At 43.8% G+C, this 20,919-nt stretch carries 20 protein-coding genes, 2 tRNA genes and 3 rRNA genes; 24 read left to right on the top strand and 1 reads right to left on the bottom strand.

Annotated features, from left to right (window positions below; all coding sequences use genetic code 11):
• Positions 1–101 precede the first annotated feature (101 nt).
• The 23 genes from dnaX to rsmI all read left to right on the top strand — a co-directional run bounded on the left by dnaX (position 102) and on the right by rsmI (position 18,076).
• Complete coding sequence (gene dnaX / locus ACFVP7_RS00130; RefSeq protein WP_029317164.1) at positions 102–1,793, top strand: DNA polymerase III subunit gamma/tau; 1,692 nt, start codon at positions 102–104, stop codon at positions 1,791–1,793.
• Between the two features lie 23 nt (positions 1,794–1,816).
• Positions 1,817–2,140, top strand: coding sequence for a YbaB/EbfC family nucleoid-associated protein (locus ACFVP7_RS00135; RefSeq protein ID WP_003225427.1), 324 nt, complete (start codon positions 1,817–1,819; stop codon positions 2,138–2,140).
• Between the two features lie 14 nt (positions 2,141–2,154).
• Positions 2,155–2,751: a recombination protein RecR gene (gene recR, locus ACFVP7_RS00140; RefSeq protein WP_003225425.1), complete on the top strand. Its 597-nt coding sequence runs from the start codon at positions 2,155–2,157 to the stop codon at positions 2,749–2,751.
• Positions 2,752–2,768: 17 nt separating this feature from the next.
• A complete protein-coding gene (locus ACFVP7_RS00145) occupies positions 2,769–2,993 on the top strand; it encodes a YaaL family protein (protein ID WP_003242387.1) in 225 nt (74 codons plus the stop codon).
• A 66-nt stretch (positions 2,994–3,059) separates the two neighbouring features.
• Entirely contained in the window at positions 3,060–3,323 is a 264-nt protein-coding gene (gene bofA / locus ACFVP7_RS00150) for a sigma-K factor-processing regulator BofA (protein ID WP_003225421.1), read from the top strand.
• A 310-nt stretch (positions 3,324–3,633) separates the two neighbouring features.
• Positions 3,634–5,183: ribosomal RNA gene (locus ACFVP7_RS00155) — 16S ribosomal RNA — on the top strand.
• Positions 5,184–5,285: 102 nt separating this feature from the next.
• Positions 5,286–5,362, top strand: a tRNA-Ile gene (locus ACFVP7_RS00160).
• An 11-nt stretch (positions 5,363–5,373) separates the two neighbouring features.
• A tRNA-Ala gene (locus ACFVP7_RS00165) sits at positions 5,374–5,449 on the top strand.
• 81 nt (positions 5,450–5,530) lie between these two features.
• Positions 5,531–8,458 (top strand): 23S ribosomal RNA (locus ACFVP7_RS00170).
• Positions 8,459–8,513: 55 nt separating this feature from the next.
• Positions 8,514–8,629, top strand: a 5S ribosomal RNA gene (gene rrf, locus ACFVP7_RS00175).
• Together the 16S, 23S and 5S rRNA genes with 2 tRNA genes alongside form the textbook arrangement of a ribosomal RNA operon.
• A 178-nt stretch (positions 8,630–8,807) precedes the next feature.
• On the top strand, positions 8,808–9,002 hold the full coding sequence (csfB, locus tag ACFVP7_RS00180) for an anti-sigma-G factor (RefSeq protein WP_396582891.1): 195 nt from the start codon (positions 8,808–8,810) through the stop codon (positions 9,000–9,002).
• Positions 9,003–9,121: 119 nt separating this feature from the next.
• A complete protein-coding gene (locus tag ACFVP7_RS00185) occupies positions 9,122–9,736 on the top strand; it encodes a 5-bromo-4-chloroindolyl phosphate hydrolysis family protein (RefSeq protein WP_017696386.1) in 615 nt (204 codons plus the stop codon).
• An 18-nt stretch (positions 9,737–9,754) separates the two neighbouring features.
• Positions 9,755–10,915: a toxic anion resistance protein gene (locus ACFVP7_RS00190; RefSeq protein ID WP_015715091.1), complete on the top strand. Its 1,161-nt coding sequence runs from the start codon at positions 9,755–9,757 to the stop codon at positions 10,913–10,915.
• An 81-nt stretch (positions 10,916–10,996) separates the two neighbouring features.
• Entirely contained in the window at positions 10,997–12,439 is a 1,443-nt protein-coding gene (locus ACFVP7_RS00195; protein ID WP_396582892.1) for an aminotransferase class I/II-fold pyridoxal phosphate-dependent enzyme, read from the top strand.
• A complete protein-coding gene (tmk, locus tag ACFVP7_RS00200; protein WP_015253015.1) occupies positions 12,436–13,074 on the top strand; it encodes a dTMP kinase in 639 nt (212 codons plus the stop codon). Before ACFVP7_RS00195 ends, tmk begins: the two co-directional genes overlap by 4 nt.
• A 73-nt stretch (positions 13,075–13,147) precedes the next feature.
• Positions 13,148–13,477 carry a cyclic di-AMP receptor DarA gene (gene darA, locus ACFVP7_RS00205; RefSeq protein ID WP_003242755.1) on the top strand — a complete coding sequence of 110 codons (330 nt, stop codon included), beginning with the start codon at positions 13,148–13,150 and terminating at the stop codon, positions 13,475–13,477.
• Between the two features lie 12 nt (positions 13,478–13,489).
• Entirely contained in the window at positions 13,490–13,930 is a 441-nt protein-coding gene (locus tag ACFVP7_RS00210) for a YaaR family protein (RefSeq protein WP_338731907.1), read from the top strand.
• A gap of 11 nt (positions 13,931–13,941) precedes the next feature.
• A complete protein-coding gene (gene holB, locus ACFVP7_RS00215; RefSeq protein WP_003226770.1) occupies positions 13,942–14,931 on the top strand; it encodes a DNA polymerase III subunit delta' in 990 nt (329 codons plus the stop codon).
• A gap of 2 nt (positions 14,932–14,933) precedes the next feature.
• Positions 14,934–15,761 (top strand): competence/sporulation regulator complex protein RicT, encoded by an 828-nt coding sequence (gene ricT / locus ACFVP7_RS00220; RefSeq protein ID WP_003226767.1) that lies wholly within the window; start codon positions 14,934–14,936, stop codon positions 15,759–15,761.
• 14 nt (positions 15,762–15,775) lie between these two features.
• Entirely contained in the window at positions 15,776–16,135 is a 360-nt protein-coding gene (gene yabA, locus ACFVP7_RS00225) for a replication initiation-control protein YabA (RefSeq protein WP_003218308.1), read from the top strand.
• Between the two features lie 58 nt (positions 16,136–16,193).
• Positions 16,194–16,937, top strand: a complete 744-nt coding sequence (locus ACFVP7_RS00230; RefSeq protein ID WP_021479732.1) for a tRNA1(Val) (adenine(37)-N6)-methyltransferase — start codon at positions 16,194–16,196, stop codon at positions 16,935–16,937.
• Positions 16,924–17,223 (top strand): GIY-YIG nuclease family protein, encoded by a 300-nt coding sequence (locus ACFVP7_RS00235; protein WP_014475567.1) that lies wholly within the window; start codon positions 16,924–16,926, stop codon positions 17,221–17,223. The genes ACFVP7_RS00230 and ACFVP7_RS00235 overlap by 14 nt, the downstream gene beginning before the upstream one ends.
• Entirely contained in the window at positions 17,198–18,076 is an 879-nt protein-coding gene (rsmI, locus tag ACFVP7_RS00240; RefSeq protein ID WP_038428262.1) for a 16S rRNA (cytidine(1402)-2'-O)-methyltransferase, read from the top strand. Before ACFVP7_RS00235 ends, rsmI begins: the two co-directional genes overlap by 26 nt.
• A gap of 48 nt (positions 18,077–18,124) precedes the next feature.
• On the opposite strand, the gene abrB is transcribed toward rsmI, so the two are convergent.
• Positions 18,125–18,415, bottom strand: a complete 291-nt coding sequence (gene abrB, locus ACFVP7_RS00245; protein ID WP_003226760.1) for a transition state genes transcriptional regulator AbrB — start codon at positions 18,413–18,415, stop codon at positions 18,125–18,127.
• Between the two features lie 494 nt (positions 18,416–18,909).
• On the opposite strand from abrB, the gene metG reads away from it, so the two are divergent.
• Positions 18,910–20,904 (top strand): methionine--tRNA ligase, encoded by a 1,995-nt coding sequence (gene metG, locus ACFVP7_RS00250; RefSeq protein ID WP_338731913.1) that lies wholly within the window; start codon positions 18,910–18,912, stop codon positions 20,902–20,904.
• Positions 20,905–20,919 lie beyond the last annotated feature (15 nt).

Below are 20,919 nucleotides of genomic sequence, written 5' to 3' on the forward strand. Positions count from 1 at the left end.
CTAATATTAGGTGAGTTTTTTGTTATGTAAAAAAGAGCTTTTGGAATCGAAACAAGGTTCATGTATAATGGGAATGATGAATAACGGAGGAGGGCAAACCCGTGAGTTACCAAGCTTTATATCGAGTATTCAGGCCTCAGCGCTTTGAAGATGTGGTCGGACAAGAACACATTACAAAAACGCTGCAAAATGCCCTTTTGCAAAAAAAGTTTTCTCACGCTTATCTGTTTTCCGGGCCTAGAGGAACCGGAAAAACCAGTGCAGCCAAAATATTTGCTAAGGCTGTCAACTGTGAACATGCTCCTGTTGATGAGCCATGCAACGAATGTGCGGCCTGTAAAGGGATAACAAACGGGTCAATATCCGATGTCATAGAAATTGACGCCGCTTCTAATAACGGTGTTGATGAGATTCGTGACATTCGCGATAAAGTGAAGTTTGCCCCGTCGGCCGTCACATATAAGGTATATATCATAGATGAGGTGCATATGCTTTCTATCGGCGCTTTTAATGCATTACTAAAAACATTAGAAGAGCCGCCTGAGCATTGTATTTTCATATTAGCAACAACTGAACCGCACAAAATTCCTTTAACCATTATCTCTAGATGTCAGCGTTTTGACTTTAAACGAATTACCTCCCAAGCGATTGTAGGGCGCATGAATAAAATTGTTGATGCTGAACAGCTGCAGGTGGAGGAAGGATCGCTGGATATCATCGCGAGTGCTGCAGACGGAGGGATGAGGGATGCCCTGAGCCTTCTTGATCAGGCCATATCATTCAGCGGCGATATCCTGAAAGTCGAAGATGCGCTTTTAATTACGGGTGCTGTTTCTCAATTATATATCGGGAAGCTTGCACAATCCCTGCATGATAAAAACGTTTCTGACGCACTGGAAACATTAAATGAATTGCTTCAGCAAGGAAAAGATCCAGCTAAGCTGATAGAAGATATGATTTTCTATTTCAGGGACATGCTGCTGTACAAAACAGCCCCTGGCTTAGAGGGAGTGCTTGAGAAAGTAAAAGTCGATGAAACGTTCCGGGAACTAAGTGAACAAATTCCGGCTCAGGCCCTATATGAAATGATTGATATTCTGAACAAGAGCCATCAGGAAATGAAATGGACAAATCATCCGCGCATCTTTTTCGAAGTGGCCGTTGTGAAGATTTGCCAAACCTCACATCAATCTGCTGCTGATCTCCCGGAAGTGGATATGCTGATGAAAAAAATCCAGCAGCTCGAACAGGAAGTAGAGCGGCTCAAAACAACGGGCATAAAAGCAGCTGCGGAAAGCCCGAAAAAAGAAGCGCCGCGTGTGCCAAAGGGCGGGAAATCCAATTACAAAGCGCCAGTAGGAAGAATTCATGAGATTTTGAAGGAAGCCACAAGACCGGATCTTGATCTGCTCAGAAACAGTTGGGGCAAGCTTCTTGCTCATCTCAAACAGCAAAACAAAGTATCACATGCCGCTTTGCTGAATGACAGTGAACCTGTGGCTGCCGGATCGGCGGCATTTGTTCTGAAATTCAAATATGAAATTCATTGTAAAATGGTCGCTGAGGATAACAACGGAGTCCGGACTAATCTTGAGCAGATTTTAGAATCGATGCTCGGAAAAAGAATGGATTTGATTGGCGTTCCAGAAGCACAATGGGGTAAAATAAGAGAAGAATTTTTAGAAGATCATCAGCAGGAAAATGAAGGATCAAATGAACCGGCTGAAGAAGACCCGCTTATTGCCGAAGCGAAAAAGCTTGTTGGAGCGGATTTAATTGAAATAAAAGACTAACAAAATGAAAGAGAGTGAATGCTATGCGTGGCGGAATGGGTAATATGCAAAAAATGATGAAACAAATGCAAAAAATGCAAAAGGACATGGCGAAGGCTCAAGAAGAGCTTGCAGAAAAGGTTGTTGAAGGAACTGCAGGCGGCGGTATGGTAACAGTAAAAGCAAACGGCCAAAAAGAAATCCTGGATGTTATCATCAAAGAAGAAGTCGTTGATCCTGAAGATATTGATATGCTTCAAGATTTAGTGCTTGCTGCAACGAATGAAGCTTTGAAAAAAGTTGACGAAATCACAAACGAAACAATGGGTCAATTTACAAAGGGAATGAACATGCCAGGTTTATTCTAGGGGGATAAAAGAACATGCAATATCCTGAACCAATATCAAAGCTGATTGACAGCTTTATGAAATTGCCAGGGATCGGACCGAAAACAGCGGTTCGTCTGGCTTTTTTTGTTCTAGGTATGAAAGAAGATGTAGTATTAGATTTTGCGAAAGCATTAGTAAATGCGAAACGCAACCTGACATATTGCTCAGTTTGCGGGCATATTACAGATCAGGACCCTTGCTATATATGTGAAGATACGCGCAGGGATAAGTCTGTTATCTGTGTTGTGCAAGACCCTAAGGATGTTATCGCTATGGAGAAAATGAAGGAATACAACGGACAGTATCACGTTCTTCACGGCGCTATTTCTCCAATGGACGGCATCGGACCGGAGGATATTAAAATACCAGAATTGTTAAAACGATTACAGGATGATCAAGTGACAGAAGTGATCCTCGCGACAAACCCTAATATAGAAGGGGAAGCAACGGCGATGTATATATCAAGGCTCCTCAAGCCGTCTGGTATTAAGCTCTCCCGTATTGCCCACGGACTGCCCGTCGGCGGTGACTTGGAATATGCTGACGAGGTCACTCTTTCTAAAGCACTTGAAGGAAGACGTGAATTGTAAGGAGGAAAAAGCGATCCATGGGTTTTCTTCGCAAGAAAACATTAAGAAGAGAGTTTGATGAAAAACTAACTGAGCAGCTTTTTAAGCAAAAGGAAGAGTGGAACAGGCAAAAAAAGCTGGTTGAAAAAAGCTTAGAACCGTCTGCTGAAGTGTTATACGAACTGAAAGTAGCTGAAGCGAAGTATTTTTTTTACTTAAGGGAAGCGAAGCAGCGAAATTTAAAAATCAGCCGGTGGAAGTAAGTGGTCTAAACTCCTGGATCTTCTCATAAGCTTGTACTAGAACAAGCGAAGGAGATGAGAAGATTCATGGAGCCTATTTTTATTATTGGGATTATTTTAGGACTGGTTATTCTTCTTTTTTTATCAGGTTCAGCTGCGAAGCCTTTAAAGTGGATTGGCATCACAGCTGTTAAATTTGTGGCAGGTGCTTTGCTGCTGGTTTGTGTAAATATGTTTGGCGGCAGTCTTGGCATTCATGTGCCGATTAATCTGGTTACAACAGCTATCAGCGGAATTTTAGGGATACCCGGAATAGCTGCGTTAGTCGTTATTAAGCAATTTATCATTTAATTGATATTATGTATTGACTTAGACAACTGAAGGTGTTATTCTAATATACGTCGCTGATGACGAACAGCTTTTTTGAAAAGAAAATGTTAAAAAGTTGTTGACAGTAGCGACGGAAAATGTTATGATAATAAAGTCGCTTAAACGAGCGGTAAACAAAGTTCTTTGAAAACTAAACAAGACAAAACGTACCTGTTAATTCATTTTTTTATAAATCGCACAGCGATGTGCGTAGTCAGTCAAACTAGGGCCTGCATGACGCAGGTCACACAGGTGTCGCCGCAGGATGCGGTGAGATTAACCTGTGATCCATTTATCGGAGAGTTTGATCCTGGCTCAGGACGAACGCTGGCGGCGTGCCTAATACATGCAAGTCGAGCGGACAGATGGGAGCTTGCTCCCTGATGTTAGCGGCGGACGGGTGAGTAACACGTGGGTAACCTGCCTGTAAGACTGGGATAACTCCGGGAAACCGGGGCTAATACCGGATGGTTGTTTGAACCGCATGGTTCAAACATAAAAGGTGGCTTCGGCTACCACTTACAGATGGACCCGCGGCGCATTAGCTAGTTGGTGAGGTAACGGCTCACCAAGGCGACGATGCGTAGCCGACCTGAGAGGGTGATCGGCCACACTGGGACTGAGACACGGCCCAGACTCCTACGGGAGGCAGCAGTAGGGAATCTTCCGCAATGGACGAAAGTCTGACGGAGCAACGCCGCGTGAGTGATGAAGGTTTTCGGATCGTAAAGCTCTGTTGTTAGGGAAGAACAAGTACCGTTCGAATAGGGCGGTACCTTGACGGTACCTAACCAGAAAGCCACGGCTAACTACGTGCCAGCAGCCGCGGTAATACGTAGGTGGCAAGCGTTGTCCGGAATTATTGGGCGTAAAGGGCTCGCAGGCGGTTTCTTAAGTCTGATGTGAAAGCCCCCGGCTCAACCGGGGAGGGTCATTGGAAACTGGGGAACTTGAGTGCAGAAGAGGAGAGTGGAATTCCACGTGTAGCGGTGAAATGCGTAGAGATGTGGAGGAACACCAGTGGCGAAGGCGACTCTCTGGTCTGTAACTGACGCTGAGGAGCGAAAGCGTGGGGAGCGAACAGGATTAGATACCCTGGTAGTCCACGCCGTAAACGATGAGTGCTAAGTGTTAGGGGGTTTCCGCCCCTTAGTGCTGCAGCTAACGCATTAAGCACTCCGCCTGGGGAGTACGGTCGCAAGACTGAAACTCAAAGGAATTGACGGGGGCCCGCACAAGCGGTGGAGCATGTGGTTTAATTCGAAGCAACGCGAAGAACCTTACCAGGTCTTGACATCCTCTGACAATCCTAGAGATAGGACGTCCCCTTCGGGGGCAGAGTGACAGGTGGTGCATGGTTGTCGTCAGCTCGTGTCGTGAGATGTTGGGTTAAGTCCCGCAACGAGCGCAACCCTTGATCTTAGTTGCCAGCATTCAGTTGGGCACTCTAAGGTGACTGCCGGTGACAAACCGGAGGAAGGTGGGGATGACGTCAAATCATCATGCCCCTTATGACCTGGGCTACACACGTGCTACAATGGACAGAACAAAGGGCAGCGAAACCGCGAGGTTAAGCCAATCCCACAAATCTGTTCTCAGTTCGGATCGCAGTCTGCAACTCGACTGCGTGAAGCTGGAATCGCTAGTAATCGCGGATCAGCATGCCGCGGTGAATACGTTCCCGGGCCTTGTACACACCGCCCGTCACACCACGAGAGTTTGTAACACCCGAAGTCGGTGAGGTAACCTTTTAGGAGCCAGCCGCCGAAGGTGGGACAGATGATTGGGGTGAAGTCGTAACAAGGTAGCCGTATCGGAAGGTGCGGCTGGATCACCTCCTTTCTAAGGATATTATACGGAATATAAGACCTTGGGTCTTATAAACAGAACGTTCCCTGTCTTGTTTAGTTTTGAAGGAACTTTGTTCCTTGAATAAGTTAAGATGGGCCTGTAGCTCAGCTGGTTAGAGCGCACGCCTGATAAGCGTGAGGTCGGTGGTTCGAGTCCACTCAGGCCCACCATCTTATATAACGGGGCCTTAGCTCAGCTGGGAGAGCGCCTGCTTTGCACGCAGGAGGTCAGCGGTTCGATCCCGCTAGGCTCCACCAACGTGTTCTTTGAAAACTAGATAACAGTAGACATCACATTCAATTAGTAATACAAGATATCACATAGTGATTCTTTTTAACGGTTAAGTTAGAAAGGGCGCACGGTGGATGCCTTGGCACTAGGAGCCGATGAAGGACGGGACGAACACCGATATGCTTCGGGGAGCTGTAAGCAAGCTTTGATCCGGAGATTTCCGAATGGGGAAACCCACCACTCGTAATGGAGTGGTATCCATATCTGAATTCATAGGATATGAGAAGGCAGACCCGGGGAACTGAAACATCTAAGTACCCGGAGGAAGAGAAAGCAAATGCGATTCCCTGAGTAGCGGCGAGCGAAACGGGATTAGCCCAAACCAAGAGGCTTGCCTCTTGGGGTTGTAGGACACTCTGTACGGAGTTACAAAAGAACGAGGTAGATGAAGAGGTCTGGAAAGGCCCGCCATAGGAGGTAACAGCCCTGTAGTCAAAACTTCGTTCTCTCCTGAGTGGATCCTGAGTACGGCGGAACACGTGAAATTCCGTCGGAATCCGGGAGGACCATCTCCCAAGGCTAAATACTCCCTAGTGACCGATAGTGAACCAGTACCGTGAGGGAAAGGTGAAAAGCACCCCGGAAGGGGAGTGAAAGAGATCCTGAAACCGTGTGCCTACAAGTAGTCAGAGCCCGTTAACGGGTGATGGCGTGCCTTTTGTAGAATGAACCGGCGAGTTACGATCCCGTGCAAGGTTAAGCAGAAGATGCGGAGCCGCAGCGAAAGCGAGTCTGAATAGGGCGCATGAGTACGTGGTCGTAGACCCGAAACCAGGTGATCTACCCATGTCCAGGGTGAAGTTCAGGTAACACTGAATGGAGGCCCGAACCCACGCACGTTGAAAAGTGCGGGGATGAGGTGTGGGTAGGGGTGAAATGCCAATCGAACCTGGAGATAGCTGGTTCTCTCCGAAATAGCTTTAGGGCTAGCCTCAAGGTAAGAGTCTTGGAGGTAGAGCACTGATTGGACTAGGGGCCCCTACCGGGTTACCGAATTCAGTCAAACTCCGAATGCCAATGACTTATCCTTGGGAGTCAGACTGCGAGTGATAAGATCCGTAGTCGAAAGGGAAACAGCCCAGACCGCCAGCTAAGGTCCCAAAGTATACGTTAAGTGGAAAAGGATGTGGAGTTGCTTAGACAACCAGGATGTTGGCTTAGAAGCAGCCACCATTTAAAGAGTGCGTAATAGCTCACTGGTCGAGTGACTCTGCGCCGAAAATGTACCGGGGCTAAACGTATCACCGAAGCTGCGGACTGTTCTTCGAACAGTGGTAGGAGAGCGTTCTAAGGGCTGTGAAGCCAGACCGGAAGGACTGGTGGAGCGCTTAGAAGTGAGAATGCCGGTATGAGTAGCGAAAGAGGGGTGAGAATCCCCTCCACCGAATGCCTAAGGTTTCCTGAGGAAGGCTCGTCCGCTCAGGGTTAGTCGGGACCTAAGCCGAGGCCGAAAGGCGTAGGCGATGGACAACAGGTTGATATTCCTGTACCACCTCCTCACCATTTGAGCAATGGGGGGACGCAGGAGGATAGGGTAAGCGCGGTATTGGATATCCGCGTCCAAGCAGTTAGGCTGGGAAATAGGCAAATCCGTTTCCCATAAGGCTGAGCTGTGATGGCGAGCGAAATATAGTAGCGAAGTTCCTGATTCCACACTGCCAAGAAAAGCCTCTAGCGAGGTGAGAGGTGCCCGTACCGCAAACCGACACAGGTAGGCGAGGAGAGAATCCTAAGGTGATCGAGAGAACTCTCGTTAAGGAACTCGGCAAAATGACCCCGTAACTTCGGGAGAAGGGGTGCTCTGTTAGGGTGCAAGCCCGAGAGAGCCGCAGTGAATAGGCCCAGGCGACTGTTTAGCAAAAACACAGGTCTCTGCGAAGCCGTAAGGCGAAGTATAGGGGCTGACGCCTGCCCGGTGCTGGAAGGTTAAGAGGAGCGCTTAGCGTAAGCGAAGGTGCGAATTGAAGCCCCAGTAAACGGCGGCCGTAACTATAACGGTCCTAAGGTAGCGAAATTCCTTGTCGGGTAAGTTCCGACCCGCACGAAAGGCGCAACGATCTGGGCACTGTCTCAACGAGAGACTCGGTGAAATTATAGTACCTGTGAAGATGCAGGTTACCCGCGACAGGACGGAAAGACCCCGTGGAGCTTTACTGCAGCCTGATATTGAATGTTGGTACAGCTTGTACAGGATAGGTAGGAGCCTTGGAAACCGGAGCGCCAGCTTCGGTGGAGGCATCGGTGGGATACTACCCTGGCTGTATTGACCTTCTAACCCGCCGCCCTTATCGGGCGGGGAGACAGTGTCAGGTGGGCAGTTTGACTGGGGCGGTCGCCTCCTAAAAGGTAACGGAGGCGCCCAAAGGTTCCCTCAGAATGGTTGGAAATCATTCGCAGAGTGTAAAGGCACAAGGGAGCTTGACTGCGAGACCTACAAGTCGAGCAGGGACGAAAGTCGGGCTTAGTGATCCGGTGGTTCCGCATGGAAGGGCCATCGCTCAACGGATAAAAGCTACCCCGGGGATAACAGGCTTATCTCCCCCAAGAGTCCACATCGACGGGGAGGTTTGGCACCTCGATGTCGGCTCATCGCATCCTGGGGCTGTAGTCGGTCCCAAGGGTTGGGCTGTTCGCCCATTAAAGCGGTACGCGAGCTGGGTTCAGAACGTCGTGAGACAGTTCGGTCCCTATCCGTCGCGGGCGCAGGAAATTTGAGAGGAGCTGTCCTTAGTACGAGAGGACCGGGATGGACGCACCGCTGGTGTACCAGTTGTTCTGCCAAGGGCATCGCTGGGTAGCTATGTGCGGACGGGATAAGTGCTGAAAGCATCTAAGCATGAAGCCCCCCTCAAGATGAGATTTCCCATTCCGCAAGGAAGTAAGATCCCTGAAAGATGATCAGGTTGATAGGTCTGAGGTGGAAGTGTGGCGACACATGGAGCTGACAGATACTAATCGATCGAGGACTTAACCATATTTTTGAATGATGTCACACCTGTTATCTAGTTTTGAGAGAACACTCTCAATTTGTTTGGTGGCGATAGCGAAGAGGTCACACCCGTTCCCATACCGAACACGGAAGTTAAGCTCTTCAGCGCCGATGGTAGTCGGGGGTTTCCCCCTGTGAGAGTAGGACGCCGCCAAGCAAGCTTAAACCCAGCTCATTGAGCTGGGTTTTTTGTTTACTCAAGATCGAGAAAATCAAACAAATACAAACACCGAGGGCTTATACAGCCCATATACTGATTTCAAGTTTCGAAAAGATCTAAATAGTGTATACAATATCCGTTTTAAGGGGAGGCTAATTGTACGGAGGTGGAGAAGATGGACGAAAAAGTTAAACTTAATCATACATGTGTGATTTGTGATCAAGAGAAGAATAGAGGCATTCATCTTTATACGAAATTCATATGCTTAGATTGTGAGAGAAAAGTAATTTCTACATCAACTTCTGATCCTGACTATGCGTTTTACGTAAAAAAACTAAAGAGCATTCATACACCGCCATTATATTCATAGACCTGAAAAGGTCTTTTTTTGTACTCTTAATAATAAAAAGAAGATGAAACTTGTTTAAGGATTGAACGTAGTAGATAATAATATTAAAACTGAGTATAGACACAGGAGTCGATTATCTCATGCAGAGATTTTTTCACTTTTTGATGTGGAGTTTAACTAGCAGTGCGACTTTTGTTTTCATAGGAATATTGAGCTTTTTTGGTTTAAACCAGTCGCTTTTTTTATCTTTTGTTTATGGGCTTGCTTCTGGAGCAGCCGTATATATAGCTGGCATCTGGAATGCAAGACGGTTATTTCTTAAAAAGCATGAATTGACAGGAAGAGAGTATGCTTACATTAAGAAAAACTTAGAGGAAGCAAGGCAGAAAATGATCCGTCTTAGGAAAGCCTTGTTTCAGGCTAAAAGCATTCAAATGTTTAAGCAAAATGCAGAAATGCTAAGGATTGTGAGAAGGATTTATCTCCTCACCAAAAAAGAGCCAAAGCGGTTTTATCAGGCAGAACGATTTTTTTATCAAACTCTCGATTCGGTTGTTGAATTGACAGAGAAGTATGCTTTTCTATCATCTCACCCAAAAAAAAGCAAAGAACTGTCGATGTCGTTAAGTGAGACACGCATCACTCTTACTGAACTGACCAAGCGTTTAGAGGAAGATTTAACTCAAGTAATGGGTGATGAAATTGACGAGTTGCAGTTTGAATTAGACGCAGCAAAACATTCATTAAAGAAATAAGGGAAGAGGGTAAGAGCGATGAACCGAGACCAAAGCGACCTTCATATAGATGAATTATTGGCAGATCCTTTTGGTGGTAACATAGAGATACCAGGTTCGGAAGCTGTAAAAGCAGAGAAAGAGCAAGTACGGCTTGTTGATGTTCTTCCTGAGGAAAACAAGGAAAAAGCAATTCAGCTTGCTGGACAGATTGATCATAAAAATATGCAAAGCATTGTCTTATACGGTTCACAAGCTCAATCTAAACTGCTGAACTTTTCTCATGATATGATTAATCATGTTCAAAAGAAGGATGTCGGGGAGATTGGCGAAATACTTGGAGAGCTGATGAAAAAGCTGGAGCAAGTAAATCCTGATGATCTCCAATCTAAGAAAAAGGGTTTTTTGGCACGCATGTTTGGAAGAGTATCAAGTTCTCTTCAAGAGGTGCTGTCTAAATACCAAAAGACCAGTGTGCAGATAGACAGAATCAGCTTGAAGCTGGAGCACTCTAAAAATGCTTTAATCAGTGACAACAAGCTGTTAGAGCAGTTATATGAAAAAAATAAAGAATATTTTGCCGCGCTGAATGTTTATATTGCTGCAGGAGAACTGAAGCTGGAGGAATTAAAAACTAAAACAATTCCTGAACTGAAGCAACAGGCTGAATCGAGTGATCATAACCAAATGGCCGTTCAAGAGGTGAATGATTTAATTCAATTTGCTGACCGGTTAGATAAAAGGGTTCATGATTTGTTGCTGAGCAGGCAAATTACAATCCAAAGTGCACCGCAAATCAGGCTGATTCAAAATACAAACCAAGCGTTAGCTGAAAAGATTCAGTCATCCATTGTGACAGCAATTCCGTTATGGAAAAATCAAGTTGCCATTGCACTGACGCTTTTAAGGCAGCGCAATGCAGTGGATGCACAGCAGAAAGTATCTGATACAACCAATGAGCTTTTGTTGAAAAATGCGGAGCTTTTAAAAACCAATACAATTGAAACTGCACGGGCAAATGAACGAGGCCTTGTTGATATAGATACCTTGAAGAAGGTGCAGGAAAGCTTAATAAGCACGCTTGAAGAAACACTGACTATACAAGAAGAAGGACGGATCAAACGCCGTCAGGCAGAAGAAGAGCTCATGATGATGGAAGGCGATCTGAAGCAAAAGCTGCTTACAATAAAGGAAAGATAGTTACCAGTAAGTCTGGCTTTAAGTTCTCTCAGAGGCACGATATAATAAGGTGTAAGAAGACACATTCAAAGGATTGTTTTCATGAACACACCTTTATATAAAGCATTAATTCAACATGCGAGAAGAAATTCTCATTCATTTCATGTTCCGGGACATCACAATGGAGATGTCTTTTTTGATGACGCTAAGTCAATATTCAATCCGCTTCTCACCATTGATGTAACTGAACTGGCAGGACTGGATGATCTCCATCATCCTTCCGGGGTGATTAAGGAAGCTCAGGAGCTTGCCAGTCAATTATATGGATCAGCAGAAAGTTTTTTTCTGGTAAATGGTACGACTGTCGGAAACTTAGCGATGGTTTTATCTGTTTGTGAACCTGGTGATACAATTCTGGTTCAAAGAAACTGTCATAAATCTGTATTTCATGCTGTTGATTTGTCCGGTGCTGAGCCGGTTTATCTTGCACCTGACGTTGATTCAGCGATGCATGTGCCTACGCATGTTCCGCTTGGAACAATTAAAGAGGCCCTGGAAGCATATCCAGATGCGAAAGGCTTGGTACTGACCAATCCGACATATTACGGACATAGTGCTGATTTGACTGAGATCATTACTGAAGCCCATCATTACGGGATTCCTGTTTTGGTCGATGAAGCGCATGGCGCACATTTTATTTTAGGTGAGCCTTTTCCGGTCTCAGCTTTAAAAATGGGGGCAGATATTGTTGTTCAGTCGGCCCACAAAACGTTGCCTGCCATGACGATGGGTTCTTATTTGCATCTCAACAGCAGCTGCAGGATTAACAGGGATCGGGTTGCAGAGTATTTAAACCGATTACAAAGCAGCAGCCCGTCTTATCCGATTATGGCTTCGTTAGATATTGCCCGCGCTTATGTACAGCATATTATAGAAGAACAAAAGCTTTCTGACATTCTGCAGCGGATACAAACACTTAAACAAACGTTTGATTCACTTACAAATGCAGAAGCTGTTAACCCTGCTAATCCACTGATCATCACGGACCCGCTGAAGCTCACAATTCGTTCAAAACGCGGGCATTCTGGCTATACGCTGCAAAGCATTTTAGAGCGTGCCAACATATTCACTGAGCTTGCTGATGAAAATCAAGTTCTGCTCGTTCTCCCATTGGGAGGAAAACGGAGAATAAACGCTGAAACCATTAGAAGCATCGATGAAGAAATTGAGAAAACGCCTCCGGATCAGACGTTTGTTTCTGCAGAATGGGGTGTGCAGCCTGTTACTGTCTTGCCTTATCCAAAAAAGGTCTTACATTCGTTTAAGAAAGAATATGTGAGCTTTGAGGAAGCAGCTGGCCGGCTGAATGCAGAAGATATCATCCCTTATCCTCCGGGTATCCCGATGATTATGGCGGGAGAAAGAATAACAAAAGAAAGTGTGCAAAAGCTCAGCCGCTTGATCAGCATGAAAACGCATGTTCAAGGGAATATGAAAATCAAAGAGAAACAACTACTTGTTTATATAGAAGAGGAGAAATCATGAGCGGTTTATTTATTACATTCGAAGGTCCTGAAGGTGCAGGGAAAACGACTGTTCTGCAGGAGATCAAAAACATACTGACAGCAGAAGGCCTTCAGGTTATGGCAACTCGAGAGCCAGGCGGAATAGATATTGCAGAACAAATTCGAGAGGTTATTCTGAATGAGAACAATACATTAATGGACCCAAAAACAGAAGCTCTCTTATATGCGGCTGCAAGACGCCAGCATTTAGTTGAAAAAGTAAAACCTGCTTTAGAACAGGGGTTTATCGTTCTTTGCGACAGATTCATAGACAGTTCTCTTGCGTATCAAGGATATGCAAGAGGGCTTGGAATTGATGAGGTTCTGTCCATTAATGAATTTGCCATTGGAGATATGATGCCCCATGTAACGGTTTATTTTTCAATTGATCCGGAAGAAGGACTGAAGCGTATTTACGCAAACGGCTCACGGGAGAAAAACAGGCTCGATTTAGAGAAACTGGACTTCCATACAAAAGTACAAGAAGGTTATCAAGAGCTGATGAAGCGATTTCCGGAAAGATTTCATTCAGTTGATGCCGGGCAATCCAAAGACCTCGTCGTTCAGGATGTTCTAAAGGTAATCGATGAAGCGTTGAAAAAAATTCAATTGTGACCTGTTTCCCAATAGTTGATATAATAATGTAAACGAGATCACGTTGTTTCCAATCTAAAGGAGGCCTTCACAGATGAAATTGATAGTGGCAGTTGTACAAGATCAGGACAGCAACAGACTTTTGAAAACCTTAACGGATCACAACTTCAGAGTCACAAAGCTTGCGACGACAGGAGGATTTCTTAAATCAGGCAATACAACGTTTATGATCGGTGTCGAGGATATACGCGTCAATAAAGCGTTGAGTCTCATTAAAGAAAACGGGCAGAAACGTGATCAGATGATTGCCCCTGTATCTCCAATGGGTGGAAATGCTGATTCTTATGTCCCTTATCCAGTTGAAGTTGAAGTTGGCGGAGCGACAGTATTTGTCCTTCCAGTCGATGAATTTCATCAATTTTAAGGATCTGAAACTGTGAAAATTAATAAAGATATACGTACATTTATAGATAATAAGCAGATTCCCTCTGTGAAAACATCAGAGATCACAGCATCGTTTAAAACATCAATGGAAAACCAAAGCAGCAAAATGAAGCTTGATCAGCTTACCAGGCTGTTATCTGATATAGAGGCATTCGGAAAAAGGCTAACGAAATCTCGGAATTTTAAAGACTTAGCGAGATTTAAAGGACTTGTGAAACGTTTTGTCAAAGAAGCTGTGGACAGCGGTCTTTCACATGAAACATCGAAAAGCTTTGACCTTTACGGGAACAGCAGAACGCTGGGACTTGTGAAAGAAATAGATGACAAATTGATACAGCTTACGGAAGAGATGATGGATCAGGAAAAACCGGCAATAGATTTGCTGCAGCGTATTGGCGAAATAAAAGGTTTATTAATTAACCTTTACACATAGAGAGTGATACAATGGCAATATCCTGGAAGGAAATGAACGAGCTTCAGCCCAGAGTGATGAAGCTTTTATATAATAGTATTGAGAAGGACAGACTATCACACGCTTATTTGTTTGAGGGGAAAAAAGGAACAGGCAAGCTTGATGCCGCGCTGCTTCTTGCAAAAAGCTTCTTTTGTCTGGAGGATGGCGCGGAGCCTTGTGAGAGCTGCCGAAACTGTAAACGGATAGAGTCAGGGAACCATCCTGATCTCCATCTTGTTCAGCCTGATGGCTTATCAATCAAAAAGGCGCAAATTCAAGCGCTCCAAGAAGAGTTTTCTAAGACAGGACTTGAATCGCATAAAAAGCTGTATATTATTTCGCACGCAGATCAAATGACAGCAAATGCGGCGAACAGCCTGCTGAAATTTTTAGAAGAACCGAACAAAGACACTATGGCCGTCCTCATCACTGAGCAGCCCCAAAGGTTATTGGATACCATCATTTCAAGATGCCAAACCCTTCCTTTTCAGCCTTTGCAGCCGAAGGCAATTGAAGACAGACTGATCGAACAGGACGTCTCGCCTCATATGGCAAGGCTTCTGGCCAACATGACTAATAATGTAGCAGAAGCAGTCGAATTAAGTCGAAATGATGAGTTTGCAGAGTCTAGAGCGAAAGTGATAAAATTGTATGAAGTCCTACACCAGCGGAAAGGACATGCTTTTTTCTTTATTCAAGATCAATGGATGCCCTTTTTCAAAGAAAAAACCCATCAAGAAATGGGTCTTGATATGCTCTTATTGATATATCGTGATGTGTTGTCCATCCAAATAGGAAATGAAGATAAATTGATTTATCAAGACTTATTCCAATCAATAAAACAGCATGCGCTACAATCAACACAACAAAGCGTTACGAATCAGATACTTGCTGTTTTAGAAGCAAAGAAACGGCTTCATTCCAATGTGAATGTACAAGGATTAATGGAGCACTTGGTGTTAATGTTGCAGGAGGGATAAGCTTGTACAATGTAATTGGTGTCCGCTTTAAGAAAGCGGGTAAAATATATTATTTTGATCCGAATGGATTTCATATAGAACATGACAGCTGCGTAATTGTAGAAACTGTCAGAGGCGTTGAGTACGGCCAGGTCGTAATTGCAAATAAACAGGTGGATGAGCATGATGTGGTGCTTCCCCTTCGAAAAGTGATACGTGTGGCAGACGAGCGCGATCTTCTCATTGTAGAAGAAAATAAACAGGAAGCACTATCAGCATTTGATATCTGCCAAAAGAAAGTGATTGAGCATGGCTTGGATATGAAGCTGGTCGATGTTGAATTCACGTTTGATCGCAATAAAGTCATTTTTTACTTCACTGCTGACGGCCGAGTCGACTTTAGAGAGCTTGTAAAGGATTTGGCTTCTATCTTTAAGACAAGAATTGAACTGCGCCAAATCGGAGTAAGGGATGAGGCAAAAATGCTCGGAGGGATCGGCCCTTGTGGAAGAATGCTTTGCTGTTCAACGTTTCTTGGAGATTTTGAACCCGTTTCCATTAAAATGGCCAAGGATCAGAACTTGTCTTTAAATCCTACGAAGATTTCGGGTCTTTGCGGACGATTGATGTGCTGTCTAAAATATGAGAACGATGAGTATGAGACGGCAAAAGAACAGCTTCCGGATATAGGAGAAATGATTACGACAGCAAACGGTCCCGCGAAGGTCGTCGGACTAAATATTCTGGAACGGGTGCTTCAGGTGGAACTGATAAACCGTGAAAAAGTGATAGAATATACTTGGGAAGAGCTCTTGGAAGAGGGCGTCGTATCCGCACAAACCACAGATTAACGAGGTGTGGAACCTTGGATAAAAAAGAGTTATTTGATACAGTCATTAACTTAGAAGAACAAATTGGCTCACTGTACCGGCAGCTGGGGGATTTGAAGCAGCATATCGGTGAGATGATTGAGGAAAATCATCATTTACAGCTTGAAAACAAGCATTTGCGCAAACGGCTGGACGATACGACGCAACAGATTGAAAAGTTCAAAGCTGATAAAAAAGAATCAAAAACACAGAAGACAGAGCAAACTGATATAGGGGAAGGATATGATAATCTAGCACGTCTGTATCAAGAAGGATTTCATATCTGCAATGTCCACTATGGAAGTGTTCGAAAAGAGGATTGTCTTTTCTGTCTGTCATTCTTAAATAAAAAATAGGGAAAAGGCTTCCGCATAAGACGGGAGCCTTTTTCAAAGGTACTGAAAGGATAAGAAGATGGTTTCATTACATGATGATGAAAGATTAGACTATTTGCTGGCAGAGGACATGAAAATCATACAAAGCCCAACAGTGTTTGCTTTTTCGTTGGACGCTGTGCTTCTGTCCAAATTTGCGTACGTTCCGATTCAAAAAGGGAAAATCGTTGATTTATGCACCGGCAATGGTATTGTGCCGCTGCTGCTCAGTACAAGATCAAAAGCAGACATTCTGGGAGTCGAAATACAAGAAAGGCTGCATGATATGGCTGTTCGCAGCGTGGAGTATAATAAGCTGCAGGATCAGATTCAGATCATACATGATGACCTGAAAAACATGCCGGAGAAACTTGGACATAATCGATATGATGTTGTCACCTGCAATCCGCCGTATTTTAAAACACCGAAACAAACTGAACAAAACATGAATGAGCATCTCCGAATTGCAAGACATGAAATCCACTGCACACTGGAGGATGTCATTTCAGTCAGCAGCAAGCTACTCAAGCAAGGGGGAAAAGCAGCTCTTGTTCACCGGCCGGGAAGGCTTCTAGAGATTTTTGAACTGATGAAGGCTTATCAAATCGAGCCAAAACGTGTACAATTTGTCTATCCGAAGCAAGGGAAAGAAGCCAATACCATTTTGGTTGAAGGTATCAAAGGCGGGCGCCCGGATTTAAAAATTCTTCCTCCTTTATTCGTTTATGATGAACAAAATGAATATACAAAAGAAATCAGGACCATTTTATATGGAGACAAATAACCATTTCTTCTACGTCGTGAAATGTAAGGACAATAGCTGGTATGCCGGGTATACCAACGATCTGCATAAACGAGTGAAAACACACAATGATGGAAAGGGCGCAAAGTACACTAAAGTAAGACGTCCGGTTGAATTAATTTTTGCCGAGAGCTTTTCAACAAAGCGGGAAGCTATGCAGGCGGAATATTATTTCAAAAAACTAACTCGAAAGAAAAAAGAGCTTTATATAGAAGAAAAGCGGAACACCAAGGAGGCTGTATATGTTAAGGCGCCAAATGAGCTTTAATGGAAAGTCGGACATGGGAATTCTTTACTTGGTCCCAACCCCAATCGGAAATCTAGAGGACATGACATTCCGGGCGATCGACACGCTGAAATCAGTGGATGCGATTGCTGCGGAAGATACGAGGCAAACGAAAAAGCTTTGTCATGTATATGAAATTGAAACACCGCTCGTCAGCTATCACGAACACAATAAAGAAAGCAGTGGGCACAAAATTATTGAATGGCTGAAATCGGGAAAAAACATTGCTCTTGTCAGTGATGCCGGTCTGCCGACGATTTCTGATCCCGGAGCGGAAATTGTAAAGGATTTTACGGATATAGGCGGTTATGTTGTTCCGTTGCCGGGAGCAAATGCTGCATTAACAGCTCTTATTGCTTCAGGTATTGTACCGCAGCCTTTTTTCTTTTACGGTTTTCTCAACAGACAGAAAAAAGAAAAGAAGAAGGAGCTTGAAGCCCTTAAAAAACGGCGGGAAACGATCATTTTTTATGAAGCGCCTCACAGATTGAAGGAAACCTTGTCAGTGATGGCAGAGATATTAGGAGATCGGGAAATTGCTGTAACGCGTGAACTCACTAAGAAATATGAAGAGTTTATCCGAGGAACCATATCTGAGGTCATTGGATGGGCAAACGAGGATCAGATACGCGGCGAGTTTTGTCTTGTCGTAGAAGGAAGTAATAATGAAGAGGTAGATGAGGAAGAACAATGGTGGGAAACCCTCACTGCGAAAGAACATGTCGAGCATTACATCTCGAAAGGCGCTACGTCTAAAGAAGCCATTAAAAAAGCAGCAGTCGATCGCAATGTACCAAAGCGTGAAGTGTACGATGCTTACCATATTAAGCAATAAAAAAACGTTCTTGTGTCATAACAAGAACGTTTTTTGTACAAGAAATGATTATTTAAGGTTTTGAAGCTGGTTTTGGATTTCGCTGATGATTTGCTCAGCGCCTTCTTTACTAAGAACCAATTTACCGCCTGCAAGTTTAAGGTTATCATCAGAAACTTCACCAGTTACTTGGCAAGTCATGTTTGGTTTATATTTTTTAAGGATGATTTTTTCATCATCAACATAGATTTCAAGAGCATCTTTTTCTGCGATTCCAAGAGTACGACGCAGTTCGATAGGAATAACTACACGTCCTAATTCATCAACTTTACGTACAATACCAGTAGATTTCATAAACATTCTCCTCCCAAGAGATACTTATTTGTTTAAATTATATTTTTCTTCGTCATTATTCGACAAAATCCTTACCTTCATAGCATAACAAGGTTTCCAATAATCGTCAATCATTTTGTTTACTATTGATTGTAAGAATTAGTTCTTATAGTCAGTAATGTCTTAGAAACTACCGAAATAACAGCATTTTATAAATATTTAATAAAGCTATTATCCTACTAAAAATCCTTTTAAATCAAGACTTTCGAACCAAAGTTTTTTATTTCATTTGATTATATACGACAAAATTCGACACGAACAGACTTTTTTTATTTTCATTAAAGATTTTTAATTTTAATTATTCTTTTTCAGGGCGTATGTATATATTCTTGATCTTAAAGGCTAAGATGGTATCATAGATAAAGGATAAATATAAATAATATTCATATATGATTTGCACTTATCGCCGCTCTCGTCCTTTGGGCGGGAGCTTTTTGACATTCTGATTAGGAGGTTTCAAGATGCCGCAAGAAAACAATACATTTTACATTACAACACCGATTTATTATCCGAGCGGAAAATTACATATCGGCCATGCATATACGACAGTCGCGGGAGATGCAATGGCACGTTACAAAAGATTAAAAGGGTTCGATGTTCGCTATTTAACGGGAACGGACGAGCATGGACAAAAGATCCAGCAAAAAGCTGAACAGGAAAACATTACACCTCAGGAGTATGTGGATCGCGCAGCGGCAGATATTCAAAAACTGTGGAAGCAGCTTGAAATCTCAAACGACGACTTTATCCGCACGACAGAAAAACGGCATAAAGTTGTCATTGAAAAGGTGTTTCAAAAGCTTCTTGATAACGGGGACATCTATCTTGATGAGTATGAAGGCTGGTACAGCATCCCTGATGAAACGTTCTACACGGAAACTCAGCTCGTTGATATTGAGCGGAATGAAAAGGGAGAGGTCATCGGCGGAAAAAGCCCTGACAGCGGTCACCCAGTTGAATTGATCAAAGAGGAATCTTATTTCTTCCGCATGGGGAAATACGCGGATCGACTTCTGAAATACTATGAAGAAAACCCGACATTCATTCAGCCAGAATCACGCAAAAACGAAATGGTTAATAACTTTATCAAACCTGGACTTGAGGATTTGGCAGTATCACGTACCACTTTTGATTGGGGCGTGAAGGTGCCGGAAAATCCAAAGCATGTTGTATATGTTTGGATTGACGCACTATTTAACTATTTAACGGCACTCGGTTATGATACAGAAAATGATGAGCTTTATCAAAAATATTGGCCTGCCGATGTTCATTTAGTCGGTAAGGAGATTGTACGATTCCATACTATTTACTGGCCAATTATGCTGATGGCGCTGGATCTTCCGCTGCCAAAGCAAGTATTCGCGCATGGATGGCTTTTGATGAAAGACGGAAAAATGTCGAAATCAAAAGGAAACGTTGTAGATCCGGTTACATTAATTGAACGCTATGGTTTAGACGAACTTCGCTATTACTTGCTTCGCGAAGTGCCGTTCGGATCAGACGGTGTTTTCACGCCGGAAGGATTTGTTGAGCGAATCAACTATGATTTAGCGAATGATTTAGGAAATCTATTGAATCGTACTGTTGCGATGATCAATAAGTATTTTGACGGACAAATTGGTTCTTACAAAGGTGCTGTTACGGAATTTGACCAAACGCTCACTTCTGTTGCTGAAGAAACAGTGAAAGCTTATGAGAAAGCAATGGAAAATATGGAGTTCTCGGTAGCACTTTCGACTTTATGGCAGCTCATCAGCCGCACAAACAAATACATTGATGAGACAGCTCCATGGGTGCTTGCGAAAGATCCGGCAAAAGAAGAAGAATTGCGATCAGTTATGTATCATCTCGCTGAATCATTGCGTATTTCAGCGGTACTGCTTCAGCCATTCTTAACAAAAACACCTGAAAAAATGTTCGAGCAGCTGGGCATTACTGATGACTCTCTAAAAGCTTGGGACAGCATTACAGCTTTCGGCCAGCTGAAAGATACAAAAGTACAAAAAGGCGAGCCGTTGTTCCCTCGTTTAGAGGCAGAAGAAGAAATTGCTTACATCAAAGGGAAAATGCAAGGTTCGGCACCAGCGAAAGAAGAAACAAGAGAAGAAGAGCCGCAAGAGGTCGATCGTTTACCTGAAATTACGATTGATCAATTCATGGATGTAGAGCTTCGCGTAGCTGAGGTCATTGAGGCAGAGCCAGTGAAAAAAGCAGACCGTTTATTGAAGCTGCAGCTTGATCTTGGTTTTGAAAAGCGCCAAGTGGTATCCGGCATTGCGAAGCATTATACGCCTGAAGAGCTTGTTGGAAAAAAACTCGTTTGTGTAACAAATCTAAAACCGGTTAAACTCAGAGGAGAGCTTTCTCAAGGTATGATCCTTGCAGGAGAAGCAGACGGCGTTTTAAAGGTCGTGTCTATCGATCAGTCGTTACCAAAAGGCACAAAAATTAAATAATGATAAAACAAAAGG

Origin of the sequence: Bacillus sp. SG20033 (genome assembly GCF_044570195.1) — a bacterium.
Lineage (GTDB): Bacteria > Bacillota > Bacilli > Bacillales > Bacillaceae > Bacillus > Bacillus subtilis.